The sequence below is a fragment of the Noviherbaspirillum soli genome, assembly GCF_015352955.1.
In the GTDB taxonomy this organism is placed as follows: domain Bacteria; phylum Pseudomonadota; class Gammaproteobacteria; order Burkholderiales; family Burkholderiaceae_D; genus Noviherbaspirillum_A; species Noviherbaspirillum_A soli.
In genome coordinates, this window is the sequence record NZ_JACYOX010000018.1 from 62,937 (window position 1) to 78,997 (window position 16,061).

19 protein-coding genes are annotated in these 16,061 nt (G+C 59.1%); 2 read left to right on the forward strand and 17 right to left on the reverse strand.

What is annotated here, in order from left to right; all coding sequences use genetic code 11:
- Positions 1–29: 29 nt before the first annotated feature.
- The 13 genes from IGW04_RS14280 to IGW04_RS14340 form a co-directional block, all read right to left on the reverse strand.
- On the reverse strand, positions 30–1,493 hold the full coding sequence (locus IGW04_RS14280) for a DegQ family serine endoprotease (protein ID WP_228527097.1): 1,464 nt from the start codon (positions 1,491–1,493) through the stop codon (positions 30–32).
- A gap of 43 nt (positions 1,494–1,536) precedes the next feature.
- Positions 1,537–2,544, reverse strand: coding sequence for a MucB/RseB C-terminal domain-containing protein (locus IGW04_RS14285; protein ID WP_194713747.1), 1,008 nt, complete (start codon positions 2,542–2,544; stop codon positions 1,537–1,539).
- 5 nt (positions 2,545–2,549) lie between these two features.
- On the reverse strand, positions 2,550–3,119 hold the full coding sequence (locus tag IGW04_RS14290) for a sigma-E factor negative regulatory protein (RefSeq protein ID WP_194713748.1): 570 nt from the start codon (positions 3,117–3,119) through the stop codon (positions 2,550–2,552).
- Between the two features lie 61 nt (positions 3,120–3,180).
- Positions 3,181–3,783, reverse strand: a complete 603-nt coding sequence (gene rpoE / locus IGW04_RS14295; protein ID WP_194713749.1) for an RNA polymerase sigma factor RpoE — start codon at positions 3,781–3,783, stop codon at positions 3,181–3,183.
- An 84-nt stretch (positions 3,784–3,867) separates the two neighbouring features.
- A complete protein-coding gene (locus IGW04_RS14300) occupies positions 3,868–4,371 on the reverse strand; it encodes a hypothetical protein (protein ID WP_194713750.1) in 504 nt (167 codons plus the stop codon).
- Positions 4,372–4,416: 45 nt separating this feature from the next.
- On the reverse strand, positions 4,417–5,664 hold the full coding sequence (gene fabF, locus IGW04_RS14305; RefSeq protein WP_194713751.1) for a beta-ketoacyl-ACP synthase II: 1,248 nt from the start codon (positions 5,662–5,664) through the stop codon (positions 4,417–4,419).
- Between the two features lie 33 nt (positions 5,665–5,697).
- On the reverse strand, positions 5,698–5,937 hold the full coding sequence (acpP, locus tag IGW04_RS14310) for an acyl carrier protein (RefSeq protein WP_194713752.1): 240 nt from the start codon (positions 5,935–5,937) through the stop codon (positions 5,698–5,700).
- A gap of 149 nt (positions 5,938–6,086) precedes the next feature.
- On the reverse strand, positions 6,087–6,845 hold the full coding sequence (gene fabG, locus IGW04_RS14315) for a 3-oxoacyl-ACP reductase FabG (protein WP_194713753.1): 759 nt from the start codon (positions 6,843–6,845) through the stop codon (positions 6,087–6,089).
- The gene (gene fabD / locus IGW04_RS14320; RefSeq protein ID WP_194713754.1) at positions 6,842–7,774 is read right to left on the reverse strand and encodes an ACP S-malonyltransferase; all 933 of its coding nucleotides are present in this window, start codon (positions 7,772–7,774) and stop codon (positions 6,842–6,844) included. The genes fabG and fabD overlap by 4 nt, the downstream gene beginning before the upstream one ends.
- A 25-nt stretch (positions 7,775–7,799) precedes the next feature.
- The gene (locus IGW04_RS14325) at positions 7,800–8,786 is read right to left on the reverse strand and encodes a beta-ketoacyl-ACP synthase III (protein ID WP_194713755.1); all 987 of its coding nucleotides are present in this window, start codon (positions 8,784–8,786) and stop codon (positions 7,800–7,802) included.
- A complete protein-coding gene (gene plsX / locus IGW04_RS14330) occupies positions 8,783–9,874 on the reverse strand; it encodes a phosphate acyltransferase PlsX (protein WP_194713756.1) in 1,092 nt (363 codons plus the stop codon). Before plsX ends, IGW04_RS14325 begins: the two co-directional genes overlap by 4 nt.
- A gap of 144 nt (positions 9,875–10,018) precedes the next feature.
- Positions 10,019–10,201, reverse strand: a complete 183-nt coding sequence (gene rpmF, locus IGW04_RS14335; RefSeq protein ID WP_194713757.1) for a 50S ribosomal protein L32 — start codon at positions 10,199–10,201, stop codon at positions 10,019–10,021.
- Between the two features lie 133 nt (positions 10,202–10,334).
- The gene (locus IGW04_RS14340) at positions 10,335–10,829 is read right to left on the reverse strand and encodes a YceD family protein (RefSeq protein ID WP_194713758.1); all 495 of its coding nucleotides are present in this window, start codon (positions 10,827–10,829) and stop codon (positions 10,335–10,337) included.
- A 104-nt stretch (positions 10,830–10,933) separates the two neighbouring features.
- Between IGW04_RS14340 and IGW04_RS14345 the strand changes: the two genes are divergently transcribed.
- Complete coding sequence (locus IGW04_RS14345) at positions 10,934–11,548, forward strand: Maf-like protein (RefSeq protein ID WP_194713759.1); 615 nt, start codon at positions 10,934–10,936, stop codon at positions 11,546–11,548.
- Between the two features lie 13 nt (positions 11,549–11,561).
- Positions 11,562–12,314, forward strand: coding sequence for an SAM-dependent methyltransferase (locus tag IGW04_RS14350; RefSeq protein ID WP_194713760.1), 753 nt, complete (start codon positions 11,562–11,564; stop codon positions 12,312–12,314).
- A 25-nt stretch (positions 12,315–12,339) separates the two neighbouring features.
- On the opposite strand, the gene IGW04_RS14355 is transcribed toward IGW04_RS14350, so the two are convergent.
- The 4 genes from IGW04_RS14355 to IGW04_RS14370 form a co-directional block, all read right to left on the reverse strand.
- Positions 12,340–13,341, reverse strand: coding sequence for a S49 family peptidase (locus tag IGW04_RS14355; protein ID WP_194713761.1), 1,002 nt, complete (start codon positions 13,339–13,341; stop codon positions 12,340–12,342).
- 35 nt (positions 13,342–13,376) lie between these two features.
- A complete protein-coding gene (locus tag IGW04_RS14360) occupies positions 13,377–13,754 on the reverse strand; it encodes a Rieske (2Fe-2S) protein (protein ID WP_194713762.1) in 378 nt (125 codons plus the stop codon).
- The gene (locus IGW04_RS14365; RefSeq protein ID WP_194713763.1) at positions 13,754–14,413 is read right to left on the reverse strand and encodes an HAD-IA family hydrolase; all 660 of its coding nucleotides are present in this window, start codon (positions 14,411–14,413) and stop codon (positions 13,754–13,756) included. The genes IGW04_RS14360 and IGW04_RS14365 overlap by 1 nt, the downstream gene beginning before the upstream one ends.
- A 64-nt stretch (positions 14,414–14,477) precedes the next feature.
- Positions 14,478–15,488, reverse strand: coding sequence for an RluA family pseudouridine synthase (locus tag IGW04_RS14370; protein WP_194713764.1), 1,011 nt, complete (start codon positions 15,486–15,488; stop codon positions 14,478–14,480).
- Positions 15,489–16,061 lie beyond the last annotated feature (573 nt).

Sequence of the window (16,061 nt, forward strand, 5' to 3'; positions counted from 1 at the left end):
ACCCGGTGTGCGGCCTGCTGTGCCGAAGCTTATTGCCCGTTTGGTTTGATGGTCACGAACTGGGAGGCTTCGCCGCGCCTGACGAGCAGGAGCACCGTCTTCTTGGGCTCGAGCTTGGAAACCAGCGCGTTGAACTGCTTTCCATCCTTGACGTCGGTGTTGTTGATCCGCAGAACGATGTCACCGGGACGCAAGCCTGCACGCGCCGCGGCACCTTCCGCGTTTTCGATCACTGCGCCGCCATCGATCTTCAACTCCCGCTTCTGCGCTTCGGTCAGGTCCGTCACCGCCAGTCCGAGGGTATTGACTGCCTGTTCAGGTTTGGGCTTTCTTGCCTCTTCCTTGGCTACCCTGTTATCCGGTTCCATCTCGCCGATATTGATGGTCAAGTCGCGCGCAGCACCCTTGCGCCAGACAGTCACGGTGGAGCGCGCACCAGGCTTGGTGTTGCCCACCATACGCGGGAGATCGCTGGATTTCTCGATGGCCGCGCCATTGAATTTGACGATGATATCGCCCGCCTCGATACCACCCTTCTCCGCCGGTCCGCCCTGCTCGACCCGCTGCACCAGCGCGCCATTCGCCTTGGGCAAGCCCAGTGAATCAGCCACATCCTTGGTGACTTCGCCAATCTGCACGCCTATGCGGCCACGCGTCACGCGTCCCGTGGTCTTGAGTTGCTCGGAAACGCGGATGGCTTCGTCGATCGGCACCGCGAATGAGATGCCCATATAACCGCCCGAGCGGCTGTAAATCTGCGAATTTATGCCAATGACTTCGCCCCGCATATTGATCAGCGGGCCTCCGGAGTTGCCAGGATTGACTGCAACGTCGGTCTGAATCAGCGGCAGATAATCGCCGGTATCCCTTGCCTTGGCGGAGATGATGCCGGCAGTGACGGTGTTGTCCAGCCCAAACGGCGAACCGATCGCGATTACCCACTCACCGACTCGCAGCTTGTTGGAGTCGCCAAAGTTCAGCCTGGGCAGATTGCTGCCTTCAATCTTGACCAGGGCGACATCGGTACGCTTGTCCGAACCGATGATTTTTGCCTTGTACTCGCGCTTGTCAGTCAGCGTCACATAGACCTCATCTGCCCCTTCGACCACATGCGCATTCGTCAGCACATAGCCGTCCGGCGAGATGATGAACCCGGAACCGACACCGCGCGGCACTTCCTCCTCCTGTTGCTGCTGTTGAGGCCCCTGGCGGCGGCCGCGTGGCGTCTCTGGCTGCTGCCGCGGGATGGGAACACCGAAAAAGCGGCGAAAGAACTCCTGCATTTCTGGATCGTCCATTCCCGGGGGAAGACCGCCATTTCCCTGGGCGCCCATCTTGGTCCGTTCCGTAGTCCGGATATTGACCACGGCTGGTCCGACTTTGTCGACCAGATCCGTAAAGTCAGGCAATGCCGCCGACGGCGTTGCAACTGCAGGCTGTGCAAAAACGGGAGACACGGGCGCGCTGAACGCGCCCACGGCGCCTAATATCATTACGGATAGAAGGCGCCTTATGGGATACGCTGATTTCATTTGGCTACTTGCTCGGTTTATATTCAATGGAATTCGCTACCTGCCGGATCGCGTTCGATGGCACTTCGCCAACAATGGTAAGCCAAAATTCGCCTTGCCGCTTGCCAAGAATATTCATCGCCCCTTGCTGAAGGGAGCCTTCAGTACGGCTTTGCGTTCCGGGCTCGATGAATACCGAAATGGCGGCAAGTCCATCAGAGAAAACGATCTGTGAAACCTCGCGCTGGCTGGGAGGCATCCCTGGCTGTACCGGGATATCGGACACCATGCGTCTGAGTTCGCGCGTCCTCAGGAAGCCAGGGGGCAGCCGCTTCACTGTCCAGTTAGACAGATCAACCTGGCTCATGACTGCATTCTCCACGCGCCAGCCCCGGGTATTGATAAAGCTCGGCTTTACCCGATTCCGATCGACATTGCCGATTGCCAATTGGGTGAAGGATATCTGTTCCACGACCGCGCCAGCGTCGTTGATCGTCTGCGCCCGCAACAGCAGCCCAGTAGACTTTTCAGCCCACAGCTTGTAACCATAGCGGAGATCATCCTTGGGTTCGAGGATCACGGACTGGCAGTCAAAACCGGCCACCCTGCCGGACTCGCCTTTGCGCACCGTGTAATGTTCGGCAAGCGTATCGGCATTGGCCGCAAGCAAGGCTGGAAATACATCGGGCGCAACGCGTTTCTCGACCAGCAGGGTTTTAGCATCGGGAACGTAGCAAATGATTTCATCATTGCTGCGTATGTACTCCCGGGGTTGCCCATCCAGGACCTCGAGTTTCTCGATCTCGTTCTTGCCCTCTACCAAGTGGGTAATACGGGAAGTGCGGACCTGGCTACCTTGCTGGTACACAAAGGTGCCGGAGTAATTCAGTTTTTGTGCTGCCGACTGTATGGTGCGCAATAAAGCCTGCGCGTCGCGGGATTCACCCGTCGGCGCAGGCTCTGCGTGCGAACTGAAGGCGATAAAACTGGAGACAGCTAGAACAAATTTAAACAGGGCCAGTGTTCGCCGCATAAAGATTATTTACCAGATTCGTTTGCGAACGTAGCCGAACGCGCATATTGAGCGGAACTGTACACAGAAGGAGAAAACCGCTGGTGCGCCATCAGATATTCATCAATTCCCTGTTCGCGGAGTACCTGGCCAGAGCGCGCTCCGGCGGTCAGTGCAGTACGTTCAACACCGCCATCCGCAACGACAGCCAGTGCAGGCGCTGCTGCAGGTTGCCCTTGAAAGGCGACAATGAGCTGTGGTGTGCCAACGAACGCCACTGCGGCGGCAGCCGCGGCAAGGACACCGGGCAGTGCGAAACGACGTGCCCCTGTCCTGCCAGGCTTGGTGGTACGTTTGGGCGCGAGCAAGGCGGGCTCGGCCGCGAGGCTGGCCGCCATTCGCGCAGAAAATCCCGCGCTCATCGGGACATCCATTTCATCTGAACGCAGGATGTCACCTATCCGGTGGTAGATATCCCAGGTTTCCTTCGCATCATGCTGATGCAGGTCTGCCAGCGCGATTTCCAGCTGTTCATCGCTGGTTTCGCCATCTGCGAAAACCGAAATCCGTTCCTGCGCCAAGCTTTTCGTATCCATAATTAACCTCGCCAAAACTGACAACCAATCCCTTGTAAACAACTCATTGTTCTGTTTATTCTTACCAGCGTTTATCCAGTGCGGTACCAAGCAGAGGTCGCAGCTTTTCGGCAATTGCTTCCCTGGCGCGAAAAATCCGACTTCTTACGGTGCCGATTGGGCATCCCATTGCTTCGGCGATTTCGTCGTAGCTCAATCCTTCGATCTCGCGCAAAGTAATCGCCATGCGCAATTCCTCAGGCAAGGCATCCATTGCAACGTTCACCGTTTCGGCGATTTGCTTGGTGGCCAGCATTGACTCAGGAGTATTGATGTCTCTTAGGTGCTCTCCATCGTCAAAAGTTTCGGCTTCTTCTGCATCAGCTTCCGTTGACGTCGGGGCGCGCCTGCCCTGAGTAACAAGATAATTCTTCGCGGTATTGATTCCAATTCGATACAACCAAGTATAAAACGCGGAATCGCCACGGAACTGCGGCAATGCACGATAGGCTTTAATAAAAGCTTCCTGAACAACATCTTCCGCTTCAGCCTGGTCGCGCACCAGCCTCGACACCAGCCGCATGAGCTTGCGTTGATATTTGGAGACCAATAGCTCGAACGCTCTTTTGTCGCCGCGCTGCACGCGCTCAACTAGCAGTTGATCAATGTCGCGTTCGGTTGTCAATCCGCAAATCCTTGATATTGTGCAGCATGTATGCGGCGATATGTTGACTCAGTGAAATTAAACAAGTTCAATTTTCTACCCGGGTTAATCATTTATTTTACGAAGGGCCGGCTGAGCAGCAATCCATTTGCACGAGACCAGCAACTGCGCAAAATCCGAGGCGGCCGGACTGTAGTTCATGACAGGAATTGAAAAAAGCCTGCCTTGAGCAGTCTTGAGACGCAACAACATCAGATGCGGCCAGAGAATAGAATCCGGACTCAGTTGAACCAGTTGGCCGGATGAACCGTCTAACGACATGCCTGTATTTTTGTATGGTATGGACACCCCGCTATATTGCGTCAACCGGATTTGTCCGATGCCGGAAATATCAATATGGAACGTTTTTCCGGGACGCCGCAGTAGAAATATCGCGCTTCCCAGCAAGATGGAGGCAACAAGCGAAATTTGAAAGCGGAAAATCGCGTTTAAATTCGAGTTGACGGAAAGAGTCAGAAAGAGTGCCACGGCGGCCAGCAAGACCATGCTGCGAACTGCAATGGTGAGCAGGCGGGAGGGAGAAACCATGACCGAGACCGCAATGGTCATGGTTGTTGGTAGAACCGCCTGGCTGGATAGCGGCGGTTCTGAATATCAGATCTTGCCGAAAACAAGTGTTCCGTTTGTGCCGCCGAAACCAAACGAATTTTTAACCGCAACATTGATCGGCATTTCCCGAGCGACATTGGCACAGTAATCGAGATCGCATGCGGGATCCTGATTAAAGATGTTGATTGTCGGCGGCGAAAGCTGCTTGTGCACGGCGAGCACGGTAAAGACCGATTCAAGCCCGCCGGCGCCGCCAAGCAAATGGCCCGTCATGGACTTGGTCGAGTTGACGACGACGCTTTTCGCATGATCACCCAGTGCACGCTTGATAGCGATTGTCTCGGCGACATCTCCCAGCGGCGTCGACGTGCCGTGCGCATTTACATAGTTGACCTGGTCCGCGTTGACACCCGCGTTTTTCATCGCAGCCAGCATGCAACGACGCGCACCATCGCCATCTTCCAGCGGCGCGGTCATGTGATGTGCATCGGCACTCATGCCAAAACCGAGTAATTCGGCATAGATGTGTGCACCACGGGCCTTGGCATGCTCATACTCTTCGAGCACCATCACGCCAGCGCCTTCGCCAAGCACGAATCCATCACGATCCTTGTCCCAGGGACGGGAGGCGGTCAATGGGTCGTCGTTCCGGGCCGACAAGGCTCTTGCAGAAGCGAAGCCACCCAGGCCCAACGGGGAAATCGTGGATTCGGCGCCGCCTGCAATCATCACGTCCGCATCGCCGTACTCGATAAGCCGGCCTGCGGCGCCGATGCAGTGCAAGCCTGTGGTACAGGCTGTAACGATCGCCAGATTCGGACCTTTCAAACCATACTTGATGGAGAGGTGGCCGGAAATCATGTTGATAATCGACGCTGGCACAAAGAACGGGCTGATGCGACGTGGCCCGCGGCTGGTCAATTCAGCATGGGTTTCCTCGATCATCGGCAAGCCACCTATGCCAGAGCCGACAATGACCCCGATGCGATCCGCGTTCGCCTCGGTCACCTCAAGGCCGCTGTCCTGCATGGCCTGCATGCCGGCGGCCATGCCATAGTGGATGAAGGTATCCATGTGACGCGCTTCCTTGGCAGGAATGTAGTCGTCAATCTTGAATCCCTTTACCTCGCCGGCAAAGCGTGTGCTGAAGGATGATGCATCGAAGCGCGTGATGGTTGCGATGCCTGAAGTGCCGGCAGTCAGGGCGCTCCACGCATCGTCGATCGAATTGCCGACGGGCGAAATGCATCCCAGACCAGTAATAACGACGCGGCGCTGTTGTGAGCGGCTCAAACGTATCTCCTGGAGTCTTTCAAACTGGTTCGATCAGGCCTTGACGTTCGCCTTGGCGTAGTCGATAGCTTGCTGGACCGTGGTGATTTTCTCGGCTTGCTCGTCAGGAATTTCCATTTCAAATTCGTCTTCCAGAGCCATGACCAGCTCAACGGTATCGAGCGAATCAGCGCCAAGGTCGTCAACGAAAGAAGATTCGGTCTTGATGTCTGCCTCGGCTACGCCAAGTTGTTCAGCGACGATCTTCTTGACGCGTGTTTCGATATCGGACATGTTGTGCCTCCAAAGGGTGGGGTTGCAGAAAGTGCGCGCATTTTATCAGGTTTGCGCGCGAAAAATTGATTTTCGGACTGCGATTCGGCGGTACCGGACGCGGCATGCAAAACGGCTTGCCATTGCGTGGCCGTCAGGCTGAATCGGATTCAGTTCATGTACATGCCGCCGTTGACATGCAACGTGGTGCCAGTGATATAGCCAGCTTGCGGAGAGGCCAGAAAAGCCACGGCAGCCGCGATGTCCGACGGCTGACCGAGCCGGGCCAGCGGGATCTGCTGAAGCAGCGAGGAAACCTGCTGCTCATCCAGTGCGCGCGTCATGTCTGTATCGATGAACCCGGGGGCCACGCAGTTGACCGTGATGTTGCGACTGCCGATTTCCCGTGCAAGGGCACGACTCATGCCGGCCACGCCAGCCTTGGCTGCCGCATAGTTCATCTGCCCTGGATTGCCGGCCGATCCGACCACCGAAGTGATGTTGATGATGCGGCCATGTTTGGCCTTCATCATCCCGCGCAGCACGGCCCGTGACAGCCGGGCCACCGAGGTGAGGTTGGTTGCGATGACGGCATCCCATTCCTCGTCCTTCATTCGCATGGCCAGCTGGTCCTGCGTGATGCCGGCGTTATTGACGAGAATTGACAGGCCGCCGTATTCCTTCTGGATGTCGGCGACAAGCGCAGTGCAGCGCTCGGCATCGTTTACATCCAGCACCATGCCACGACCACGGCCTTCGCCGAGCTCGTTCATATATTGGGAGATGGCGGCGCTACCGGCCTCTGAAGTCGCAGTGCCGATCACCTTTGCGCCCTGCCTTGCCAGTTCGAGCGCGATTGCGCGCCCGATACCGCGCGAAGCGCCCGTCACCAGAGCGATTTGGCCTTCCAGTTGTGCAGGATTGGTCATTGCTTAACGAGCTCCAGTATTCTTTCGAGGGATGCCTGGTCGACGATCGCGTCGCCTGTCAGGTCGCCGTTGATCCGCTTTGTGAGGCCCGACAGCACTTTGCCCGGGCCGCACTCGATCACATGGGTTACGCCTTGCGCCGCAAACTTCTGCACGGTCTCAACCCAGCGCACCGGGCTGGCAGCCTGGCGAACCAGCGCGTCCTTGATGGAGGCCGGATCGTTGACGATGGCGACATCGACGTTGTTGATCAGCGGCAGGGCCGGGGCGGCGAAGGCCAGCCCTGCGATATAGTCGCGCAGCCTGATGGAGGCGGGTTGCAGCAGCGACGAATGGAACGGGGCCGAGACCGGCAGAACCAGGGCGCGCTTGGCGCCGCGTGCCTTGGCAGCGTCACAGGCGCGCTCGACTGCGCCCTTGTGGCCGGCAATGACGACCTGCGCTGGCGCATTGAAGTTAACCGGTTCGACAACTTCGCCCTGTGCTGCATCGGTGCAGGCAGCGCGAACGTCCTCGTCTGACAGACCGAGAATGGCAGCCATGCCGCCCTGCCCGACCGGCACCGCTTCCTGCATGGCCTGCGCACGAAAACGTACCAGAGGCACGGCGTCGGCAAACCGGATCACGCCGGCTGCAACCAGCGCGGAATATTCGCCCAGGCTATGACCGGCTACCAGTGCCGGCATTGGGCCGCCAGCGGCGAGCCAGGCGCGCCAGGTTGCCACCGCGGCAGCCAGCATCACCGGCTGGGTATTGGTGGTGAGATCCAGTTCTTCCTTCGGGCCTTCGGCGATCAGCTTGGCAAGGTCCACCTTGATGGTTTCGGATGCCTCGGACACGGTGTCCTTGACAACCGGGTTATCGCCGAAACCATTGAGCATGCCGATGGCTTGCGATCCCTGCCCTGGAAATACAAATGCGAATTTCATCGTATCTTCTTGTCTTTTTCGTCTGTCACATGCGGACCAGCGCCGCACCCCAGGTAAAGCCGCCGCCGACGCCTTCCATCAGCACGGTCTGGCCCGGCTTGATCCGGCCATCGCGCATGGCCTGGTCGAGCGCCAGCGGGATCGATGCGGCCGAGGTGTTGCCGTGCTGATCGACGGTCACCACCATTTTTTCCATGGGCAGGCCCAACTTCTTGGCCGTGCCCTGCATGATGCGAATATTTGCCTGATGGGGAATGAGCCAGTCGACCTCGGAAGCCGATACGCCAGCGGCGTCCATCGCCTCGTGCGCGACCTTCTCCAGCACCGACACCGCGAGCTTGAAGACCGCCTGGCCATCCATGTGGAGGAAGGCGCTGCCGGCGATCGCGCCAGCGTTGACGTTGCCGGGGACGCACAGTATGCCGGCCTGGCTGCCGTCGGCATGCAGGCGGGTAGCCAGTATGCCGGGCTCATTGGAGGCGGACATCAGCACTGCGCCGGCACCATCGCCGAACAGTACGCAAGTGGTGCGGTCCTTGAAATCCAGAATGCGGGAAAACACTTCGGTACCGATCACCAGCACTTTTTTGTGCATGCCGGTCCGGATGAAGCTGTCGGCCATCGATAATGCGTAGACAAAGCCGCTGCACACTGCCTGAATATCCACTGCGGCACAGTGGTTGGTGATGCCGAGCTTGTTCTGCACCACGCATGCGGTGCTGGGAAAACCGCCGAAATAATCCGGGGTCGAAGTCGCAAGCAGTATCAGGTCGACTTCGTTGGCGCTGCAGCCTGCCATGTCGAGCGCCTTCTGCGCGGCGTTCACTGCCAGATCGCTGGACTTCATGTCGGCATCCGCATAATGACGGGCCGAGATGCCGCTGCGCGATACGATCCACTCGTCGGAGGTCTCGATGCCCTGCTCCGCCAGTTGTGCGGACAGTTCATGGTTGCTTACCCGACGTGGCGGCAGGTAGCTACCCGTACCGATGATTTTGCTGTAAAGGGTCATGCGGTTTTATCTTCGGTGAGTCGCGGAGCAGGCTGGGCGTCTTCGGTCTGTGCCGACTGACCTGCCTGAGGCATCAGTTCCGCGATGGCTTTGGAAATCCGGGCAAGTACATCATGGTGCACCGCCTCGTACGCGCGTTTGATTGCAAATTCATAGCCGTAGGCGTTTTCACCGCCATGGCTCTTGAATACCAGGCCGCGCAAGCCCAGCAGACTGGCGCCATTGTAACGGGACGGATTCATGCGGCGTGAAAAAGCGCGAATCGCCCCGCTGGCGATCAGCGCGCCGAGCATGTTCAGCGGATTGCGCTTGAACTCGGCAGTCAGCGCGTTCTTGACGAAACGTCCAACGCCCTCCGATGCCTTCAGCACCACGTTGCCGACAAAGCCGTCGCAGACGACGATATCGGTCGTACCCTCGAAAATGTCATTGCCTTCGACGTTGCCGTGGAAATTCAGGATGCCGCGGGCATGGTCTTCGCGCAGCAGCTGCGCTGTCCGCTTCACAAGATCGTTGCCCTTGATATCCTCTTCACCGATATTGAGCAGACCGACCGTAGGCTTGGGCTTGCCTTCCATGGCCGACACCAGGGCCGAGCCCATCAGAGCAAACTGGTGCAGGTGCTGGGGCTCGCAGTCGACGTTCGCGCCCAGATCCAGCATGTAGGTCGGGCCGTCCTTCTGGTTAGGGAGAATGGTGCAGATCGCTGGCCTGTCAACGCCGGGCAGGGTCTTGAGCAGGTAACGGGAAACCGCCATCAGCGCGCCCGTGTTGCCGGCCGAGACGCAAGCCTGGGCGCGACCTTCCTTGACCAGGCTGATCGCAACCCGCATCGAGGAGTCTTTCTTGCGGCGCATCGCAACTTCCAGCGTATCGTCCATCGTGACCACTTCGGTGGCATTGACGATCGTGATACGGGGATGGTTTGCCGCCTTGTGCTTTTTCAGCTCGGCTTCGATGACATCGGTTTTGCCAACCAATATCAGCGCAGCGCCGGACTCTGCGGCGAGAAAGGATACTGCAGCGGGAACAGTGACCGACGGACCGTGGTCGCCACCCATGCAGTCTATGGAAAGTGTAATTGTCATTATTGTTTCAGTGCCTGGCCCAACCGCATTATCGGCCAGAATCGGCATGAGTCAAAATGACAGAAAATGTTGCTTGAGCATATAAAAAGCGGCGCCAAGTCGTATAACTCGTTACGCCGCGTTCAGCTTGGCACAATGGTGTGATTACTCGTCGTTCTTGGTCTTCAGCACTTTGCGGCCACGGTAGAAACCGTTCGGGCTGATGTGGTGACGACGATGGGTTTCGCCGGTGGTCGGCTCTACCGCGATCGGAGGCGCAACCAGGAAATCATGCGCGCGATGCATGCCACGCTTGGACGGGGACTTCTTATTTTGTTGAACTGCCATGATAACTCCTAAAACTGAGATCTGAAATTTTAACACATCCGACTGATGATTCGACTGCCGGAACCGGGAACATCCCTGCCAGCACGAGACCGGCAGTATTTGAAACACCCTGCATCCAGCCAGGGTCGAATCACTACTTCAAATTCTTGAGCACCGCGAACGGCGATTCCGCCTTCTTGCTGCTGACCGCTGCGAAATCCGCCGGGTCCGGGCAGACATCATGCTTCGGAGACAAGGGCAGCGCCAGCAAGGCCTCATCCTCGATCATTGCCGCCATGTCCATGGTCCGGGAGCCGGCAACGACGTCGATGCTGTCGTCATCCAACTGCTCTTCGAGCGCATCAGCACTGGCTTCGTCCTGGGCGAGAATCAGCACCGAGGATGAATCGATCGCAAATTCGAAAGGCTGCAGGCAACGCTGGCAACGCAGATGCACCGGCCCGGAAACCTGCAAGATCAGCCTGGGATGCCCCTTCCCGTCCGAGCCGCCCTGCACCTTCCAGTGAAGACTGCCCTGCGCATCGGTCAGTTCGGCTGTCAGCCGGGGCATGTCCGCAAGCGCCGTCTCGCCGGCGCGCTCAAGTTTTTGACGACAAAAATCAAAGGCGTCGATGACGAAGGCGTCCATAGGTTTAGGCATAGCCGGAAAACCTGCGATAATAACAGGCTTTTCCTTTAATCGTCAAAGCCTTAGACGAGTTTTTGATCAATTCAACGCTATATCAACGCGCCATGCCAGAAAACCCCGCTCCCCGACTGATACTCGGATCCAGTTCTCCGTATCGGAAGGAACTGCTGCAGCGCCTGCACATTCCGTTTGAAGTGATATCGCCGGACATTGATGAGACGCCGGAGCCTGGCGAATCACCGGAAGCGACCGCGATGCGGTTGTGCCAGCAGAAGGCCGTGGCGATCGCGGCGCAAGCGCCGGGATGCCTGGTCATAGGCTGCGACCAGGTCGCCACGCTGGATGGGATTCAGATAGGCAAGCCAGGAACACATGAGAACGCCCTGGCGCAATTGCGGCTGATGCGCGGCCGGGAGGTGGTATTTCATACCGCACTGTGCCTGCTGGATGGCCGGCCTGCCGCGCGGACGCCGCTCCAGATTGAAAATGTGCAGACCTTCGTCGCTTTTCGCGACCTGCCGGATGCGGAACTGGATGCTTACCTGCGCATCGAGCAGCCTTATGACTGCGCCGGCAGCGCCCGCAACGAAGGGCTGGGCATTGCGCTGCTTGAAAGCGTGCGCGGCGTCGACCCCACCGCCCTCACCGGCCTGCCGCTGATTGCCCTGACGTCCATGCTGCGCCGCGCAGGCATTGCCTTCTTCACCGCCCACACCTGATCACACCCATTCCATGACCGGCACTCTCTACCTGCTACCCAATATGCTCGGCCCGGCGGACGTCGCATCCGGCTGCGCGCTTTCCGATGTGATTCCCGAGGAAGTGCAGGCCATCACGGCAAGGCTGGACTACTTCATCGCCGAGAATGCGAAAACCACCCGGGCATTCCTGAGGACCGTGGCGCAAGCCTACCCGCTTGCCAGGCCGATGCAGGAAATCCGCATCAGCGAACTCAATGTCAACACCCAGACAGCGGCGCTTCCAGGCTTGCTGCAGCCATTGCTGGATGGCCAGGATGCCGGCCTGATTTCCGAAGCGGGCGTGCCGGCGGTAGCTGATCCGGGCGCCAACCTGGTGCGGCTTGCACATGAAAGGAATATCCGCGTCAGGCCGCTGGTCGGGCCTTCGTCGCTGCTGCTGGCGGTGATGGCCGGCGGTCTGAACGGGCAGAGTTTTGCCTTCAATGGCTACCTGCCGACCGATGCCGCGCAGCGCCAGAAGCGAGTGCGCGAACTGGAAGACCGGTCCCGGCGCGAGCGACAGACTCAGTTATTCATTGAAACGCCTTACCGCAATGCCGCGCTGCTGGAAGCCCTGGCGGCGGCATGCCAACCCGGCACACTGATTTCCGTCGCCACCGACCTCACGCTGGTGACGGAAAGCATCCGGACGCAGTCGGCTGCGCGCTGGAAACGGGATGTGGACGCCGGGAAGCTGCCCGATTTCCATAAGAAACCGACTGTTTTTTCCCTGCTGGCCCAATAATGACGATGCCGTCGGACGGCGTCCTCTAGCGCAGCGCTGGCCGGGCGCCTGCATTGCCAACCAGGGAAGCGCCGGCGCCGGCGCCCACCGCGGCGCCGAATTTCTTCAGCACCCGCTCGGGCAGTCCTTCATGCTTGGTGTAATCGACGATATCGTCCGTTTTCAATTCATTGCGGGCCACCGTATTGACGGTGCCGAAACCGTCGGCAAGGCCCAGTTCCACCGCGCGCGCGCCGCTCCAGAACAGCCCGGTAAACATTTCCGGCGTTTCTTTGAGGCGCTTGCCGCGGCCCTGGCGGACGACGTCGATGAACTGCTGGTGGATTTCATTGACCATGCCGCGGGCATATTCGACCTGCTTGGGCTGCACCGGGCTGAACGGGTCCATGAAACCCTTGTTCTCGCCCGCCGTCAGCAGCCGGCGCTCGATTCCCAGCTTGTCCATCAGGCCGGTAAAGCCGAAGCCATCCATCAATACGCCGATGGAGCCGACGATGCTGGCCTTGTTGACATAGATGCGGTCGGCCGCTGCGGCAATGTAGTAGCCGCCGGAGGCGCACATTTCGTCCACCACGACATACAGCGGTTTTTGCGGGTAGGCCTTGCGCAGGCGCTGAATCTCATCGTTGATGATGCCCGCCTGAACGGGGCTGCCGCCGGGGCTGTTGATGCGCAGGATCACGCCGACTGCAGCCTCGTCGGAAAAGGCGCGGTTCAGAGCAGGCACCACGGAATCGGCCGAGCCGCTTCCGCCACCGCTTTCGATGGTGCCGTCGATTTCGATCAGGGCACTGTGCTTGCCCACGGCCTCCATGTCGGCGCCGGTATAGTCGAATGCCAGCGCCAGGCCTAGCAGGATCAGGCCAGCGAACAGGAAGCGGAAAAAAATATTCCAGCGGCGCCGGGCGCGCTGCTCGGCCAATGTCGCAAAGGCCAGCTTTTCCAGGGTTTCACGTTCCCAGGCGACGCTGCGCAGCGGCGCTTCGGCCGGCGTGGAGGAGGCAATCGAATTATTCTGGTTATCCATGCTCAATGTTATCGCTCGTTGCTTGGTTGCTTGCCTCAGGCCCGGGCCGGACGGATGTAGTCATCCGGCTGCCAGTAGATCTTTCCGTCGCGTTCGACGACGCAGATCGGGCGAAGACTGCCGCCGCGGCAAGGGCCGCCCGCGCAGCGCCCGGTTTCAGGGTCGTAGAGTGCGCCGTGGGTGGAGCACATCAGATACAGGCCGCTCGACTCAAAGAACTGGCCTTCGTTCCAGTCGAGCTCGATCGGCACATGTGCGCAGCGGTTCAGGAAGCCGCGCACGCTGCCGCCGTAGCGCACCACAAACCCGGTGCGATCCTCGAAGCCAGCGGTCACCGGAAAGCGCATACCCTTGCCACCTTCTTCAAGATCCGCCGCTTCGCAAATGAAGATGTCAGTGTCGGCGTCGCTCATCAGGCGTGCTCGTTGAGCCAGGCATGCAGATGCCGCACGGAATCCGCGGTGAAGAGCGGATTGAGGGGCATGAGCTCTTCGGGCGTATGGGCGCCATAGTGCACACCGATGCCGCCTGCGCCGGCGTTGATGGCCATCTGCAGGTCATGGGTGGTATCGCCGATCATGACCGTGCGCCTGAGGTCCTGGCCGAGTTCGCGGGTCAGTTCCTGCAGCATGGCCGGATGCGGCTTGGAGAAGGTTTCATCTGCGCAGCGGGTGGCATCGAACACCGACAGGAGCTTGGCGGTATTGAGCGCGCGGTTCAGCCCCACCCTGCTCTTGCCGGTGGCCACGGCCAGGAAATAGCCTTGCTGGGACAAGTCGGCAAGCATTTCCGGAACGCCGTCGAACAGCGTCAGCTCCTGGTCCTGGGCAAGGTAATGGTAGCGATAGCGCTCCACCATGCGCGGGTAGTATTTTGGATCGAGATCCGGCAGCACCGCTTCCATCGCGTCCTGCAGGCCGAGGCCTATCACGTAGGACGCCGCGCGATGGTCCGGCACCGGCAGACCGAGGTCGCGCGCGGCGGCCTGGATGCACTTGACGATGGTGCCGGTGCTGTCCATCAAAGTGCCGTCCCAGTCAAATACGATCAGATCAAATTGTTTTCTTGGCATGATGTGGCCGTCCAGGCCCTTTCGCTTTCTGATAACGATATTCTAGATAGTTGCAGATTGTGCGTCATCCCGCGGCTTGCTGCTCCAGCGCCTTGAGCAGGCGCTGGCATTCCGGCGGCAATCCCGCCTTCAGAGTGACCGGCTTGCCACTGTCGGGATGGACGAAGGTCAGCTGGTGCGCGTGCAGGAACATGCGCTTGAAGGCCGCCCTCTGGCCTTCCGACCGCTGCATTTCGCGATTCAGCGCGAAGTCGCCGTATTTGTCATCGCCGACGATCGGAAATCCACTGGATGCCAGATGCACCCTGATCTGGTGGGTACGGCCGGTTTTCAGTTCCGCCTCGAGCAAGGCGTAAGGTCCATATTTTTTCACAAGGTTGAAAATCGTGTGCGACGCCATGCCGTCCGATTGCACCCTGACCCGCCGCTCGCCGTCCGGCGTGCTGTACTTGTGCAGCGCCAGCCGGATGTGCTGGCGCGGATTGGTCCAGTCGCCCTTCACCAGCGTGAAGTAGCGCTTGTCGAGGCTGCCTTCCCGGATCTGCTCGTGCAGATTGGTCAGCGCGGAGCGCTTCTTGGCCAGCATCAGGATGCCCGATGTGTCGCGGTCCAGCCGGTGCACCAGTTCGAGGAACTTGGCATCCGGACGGGAGGAACGCAATTGCTCGATCACGCCATAACTGACGCCCGAGCCCCCATGAACCGCCACTCCCGCCGGCTTGTCGATGACCAGCAGGTGGCTGTCTTCCAGCAGTATGGTGAACTCGGCGCCCGGCGCGCCGGACGGCGCGCGTTCGCTGGTGCGCACCGGCGGCAGGCGCAGCACATCGCCCTCGCATAGCCGGTAGGTCTGGTCGACGCGGCCCTTGTTGACGCGCACCTCGCCCGAGCGCAGCACCCGGTAGACATGGCTTTTTGGCACGCCCTTGAAGATGCGCAGCAGAAAATTGTCGATACGCTGACCGGCTTCTTCTTCCGAAATCGTGACCAGTTGGACTTGGCTGAGGACTTGTGGTTGCGCTGTTGCGGCCGGGATTCTTTCGCTGTTCCCTGAAAAGCTCGCTAAGTCCTTCATTTTGAATATATAATCGACCGGCCGTAGCCAGGAGGCTGCGGCGTAAGTGTAAGAATAAAAAGCACATTCTACACAGGGGCGTCTCCATCGGCCTCGCCTTATTGCAAATTCGATGGAAAAGATGTGTATGCAGCATTTGTTGCGCGAGCCAGGGTTGCCACCGTTGTTGCAATCGGGCGGCGCGCGGGAATGTTGGATCGGATGTCTGGATGTTCAGGATTTTTCCGGCGAGAGCGCCTGTTGTGCGGGCTCGCTGGTGGATGTGGTAGTACCCGGGTTGCCGAAACTGTTGAACCATGACGTTCCGTTTGGCTTGACCGAGCTGTCTCGTATCGATGTTGCCGTGTTTCGCGCGCCTGCCCCCTGCATGTGCGTCCGGCATGCTTTCAGTACGCACTCGGCACCCGGATAAAACCGCGTCAGCGCCCGTACGGCTTCAGCGCATGCGCTGCGACGCCGCACATCAAGGCAATTCCCTTCGGACACTCCGCCCTGCAGCGTGTTTGGATTGAATGGACTCAACGAGGCCGAGGTCGATTTCCCTCGGACCAAGGCGTGCCAACGCGCCGTACC

What these genes read in the sequence shown, in the direction of transcription:
- IGW04_RS14280 (WP_228527097.1), bottom strand. Translation starts at nt 1,493, where the DNA reads ATGATATTAGGCGCCGTGGGCGCGTTCAGCGCGCCCGTGTCTCCCGTT.
- IGW04_RS14285 (WP_194713747.1), bottom strand. Translation starts at nt 2,544, where the DNA reads ATGCGGCGAACACTGGCCCTGTTTAAATTTGTTCTAGCTGTCTCCAGT.
- IGW04_RS14290 (WP_194713748.1), bottom strand. Translation starts at nt 3,119, where the DNA reads ATGGATACGAAAAGCTTGGCGCAGGAACGGATTTCGGTTTTCGCAGAT.
- IGW04_RS14300 (WP_194713750.1), bottom strand. Translation starts at nt 4,371, where the DNA reads ATGACCATTGCGGTCTCGGTCATGGTTTCTCCCTCCCGCCTGCTCACC.
- acpP (WP_194713752.1), bottom strand. Translation starts at nt 5,937, where the DNA reads ATGTCCGATATCGAAACACGCGTCAAGAAGATCGTCGCTGAACAACTT.
- fabG (WP_194713753.1), bottom strand. Translation starts at nt 6,845, where the DNA reads ATGACCAATCCTGCACAACTGGAAGGCCAAATCGCTCTGGTGACGGGC.
- fabD (WP_194713754.1), bottom strand. Translation starts at nt 7,774, where the DNA reads ATGAAATTCGCATTTGTATTTCCAGGGCAGGGATCGCAAGCCATCGGC.
- IGW04_RS14325 (WP_194713755.1), bottom strand. Translation starts at nt 8,786, where the DNA reads ATGACCCTTTACAGCAAAATCATCGGTACGGGTAGCTACCTGCCGCCA.
- plsX (WP_194713756.1), bottom strand. Translation starts at nt 9,874, where the DNA reads ATGACAATTACACTTTCCATAGACTGCATGGGTGGCGACCACGGTCCG.
- rpmF (WP_194713757.1), bottom strand. Translation starts at nt 10,201, where the DNA reads ATGGCAGTTCAACAAAATAAGAAGTCCCCGTCCAAGCGTGGCATGCAT.
- IGW04_RS14340 (WP_194713758.1), bottom strand. Translation starts at nt 10,829, where the DNA reads ATGGACGCCTTCGTCATCGACGCCTTTGATTTTTGTCGTCAAAAACTT.
- IGW04_RS14345 (WP_194713759.1), top strand. Translation starts at nt 10,934, where the DNA reads ATGCCAGAAAACCCCGCTCCCCGACTGATACTCGGATCCAGTTCTCCG.
- IGW04_RS14350 (WP_194713760.1), top strand. Translation starts at nt 11,562, where the DNA reads ATGACCGGCACTCTCTACCTGCTACCCAATATGCTCGGCCCGGCGGAC.
- IGW04_RS14355 (WP_194713761.1), bottom strand. Translation starts at nt 13,341, where the DNA reads ATGGATAACCAGAATAATTCGATTGCCTCCTCCACGCCGGCCGAAGCG.
- IGW04_RS14360 (WP_194713762.1), bottom strand. Translation starts at nt 13,754, where the DNA reads ATGAGCGACGCCGACACTGACATCTTCATTTGCGAAGCGGCGGATCTT.
- IGW04_RS14365 (WP_194713763.1), bottom strand. Translation starts at nt 14,413, where the DNA reads ATGCCAAGAAAACAATTTGATCTGATCGTATTTGACTGGGACGGCACT.
- IGW04_RS14370 (WP_194713764.1), bottom strand. Translation starts at nt 15,488, where the DNA reads ATGAAGGACTTAGCGAGCTTTTCAGGGAACAGCGAAAGAATCCCGGCC.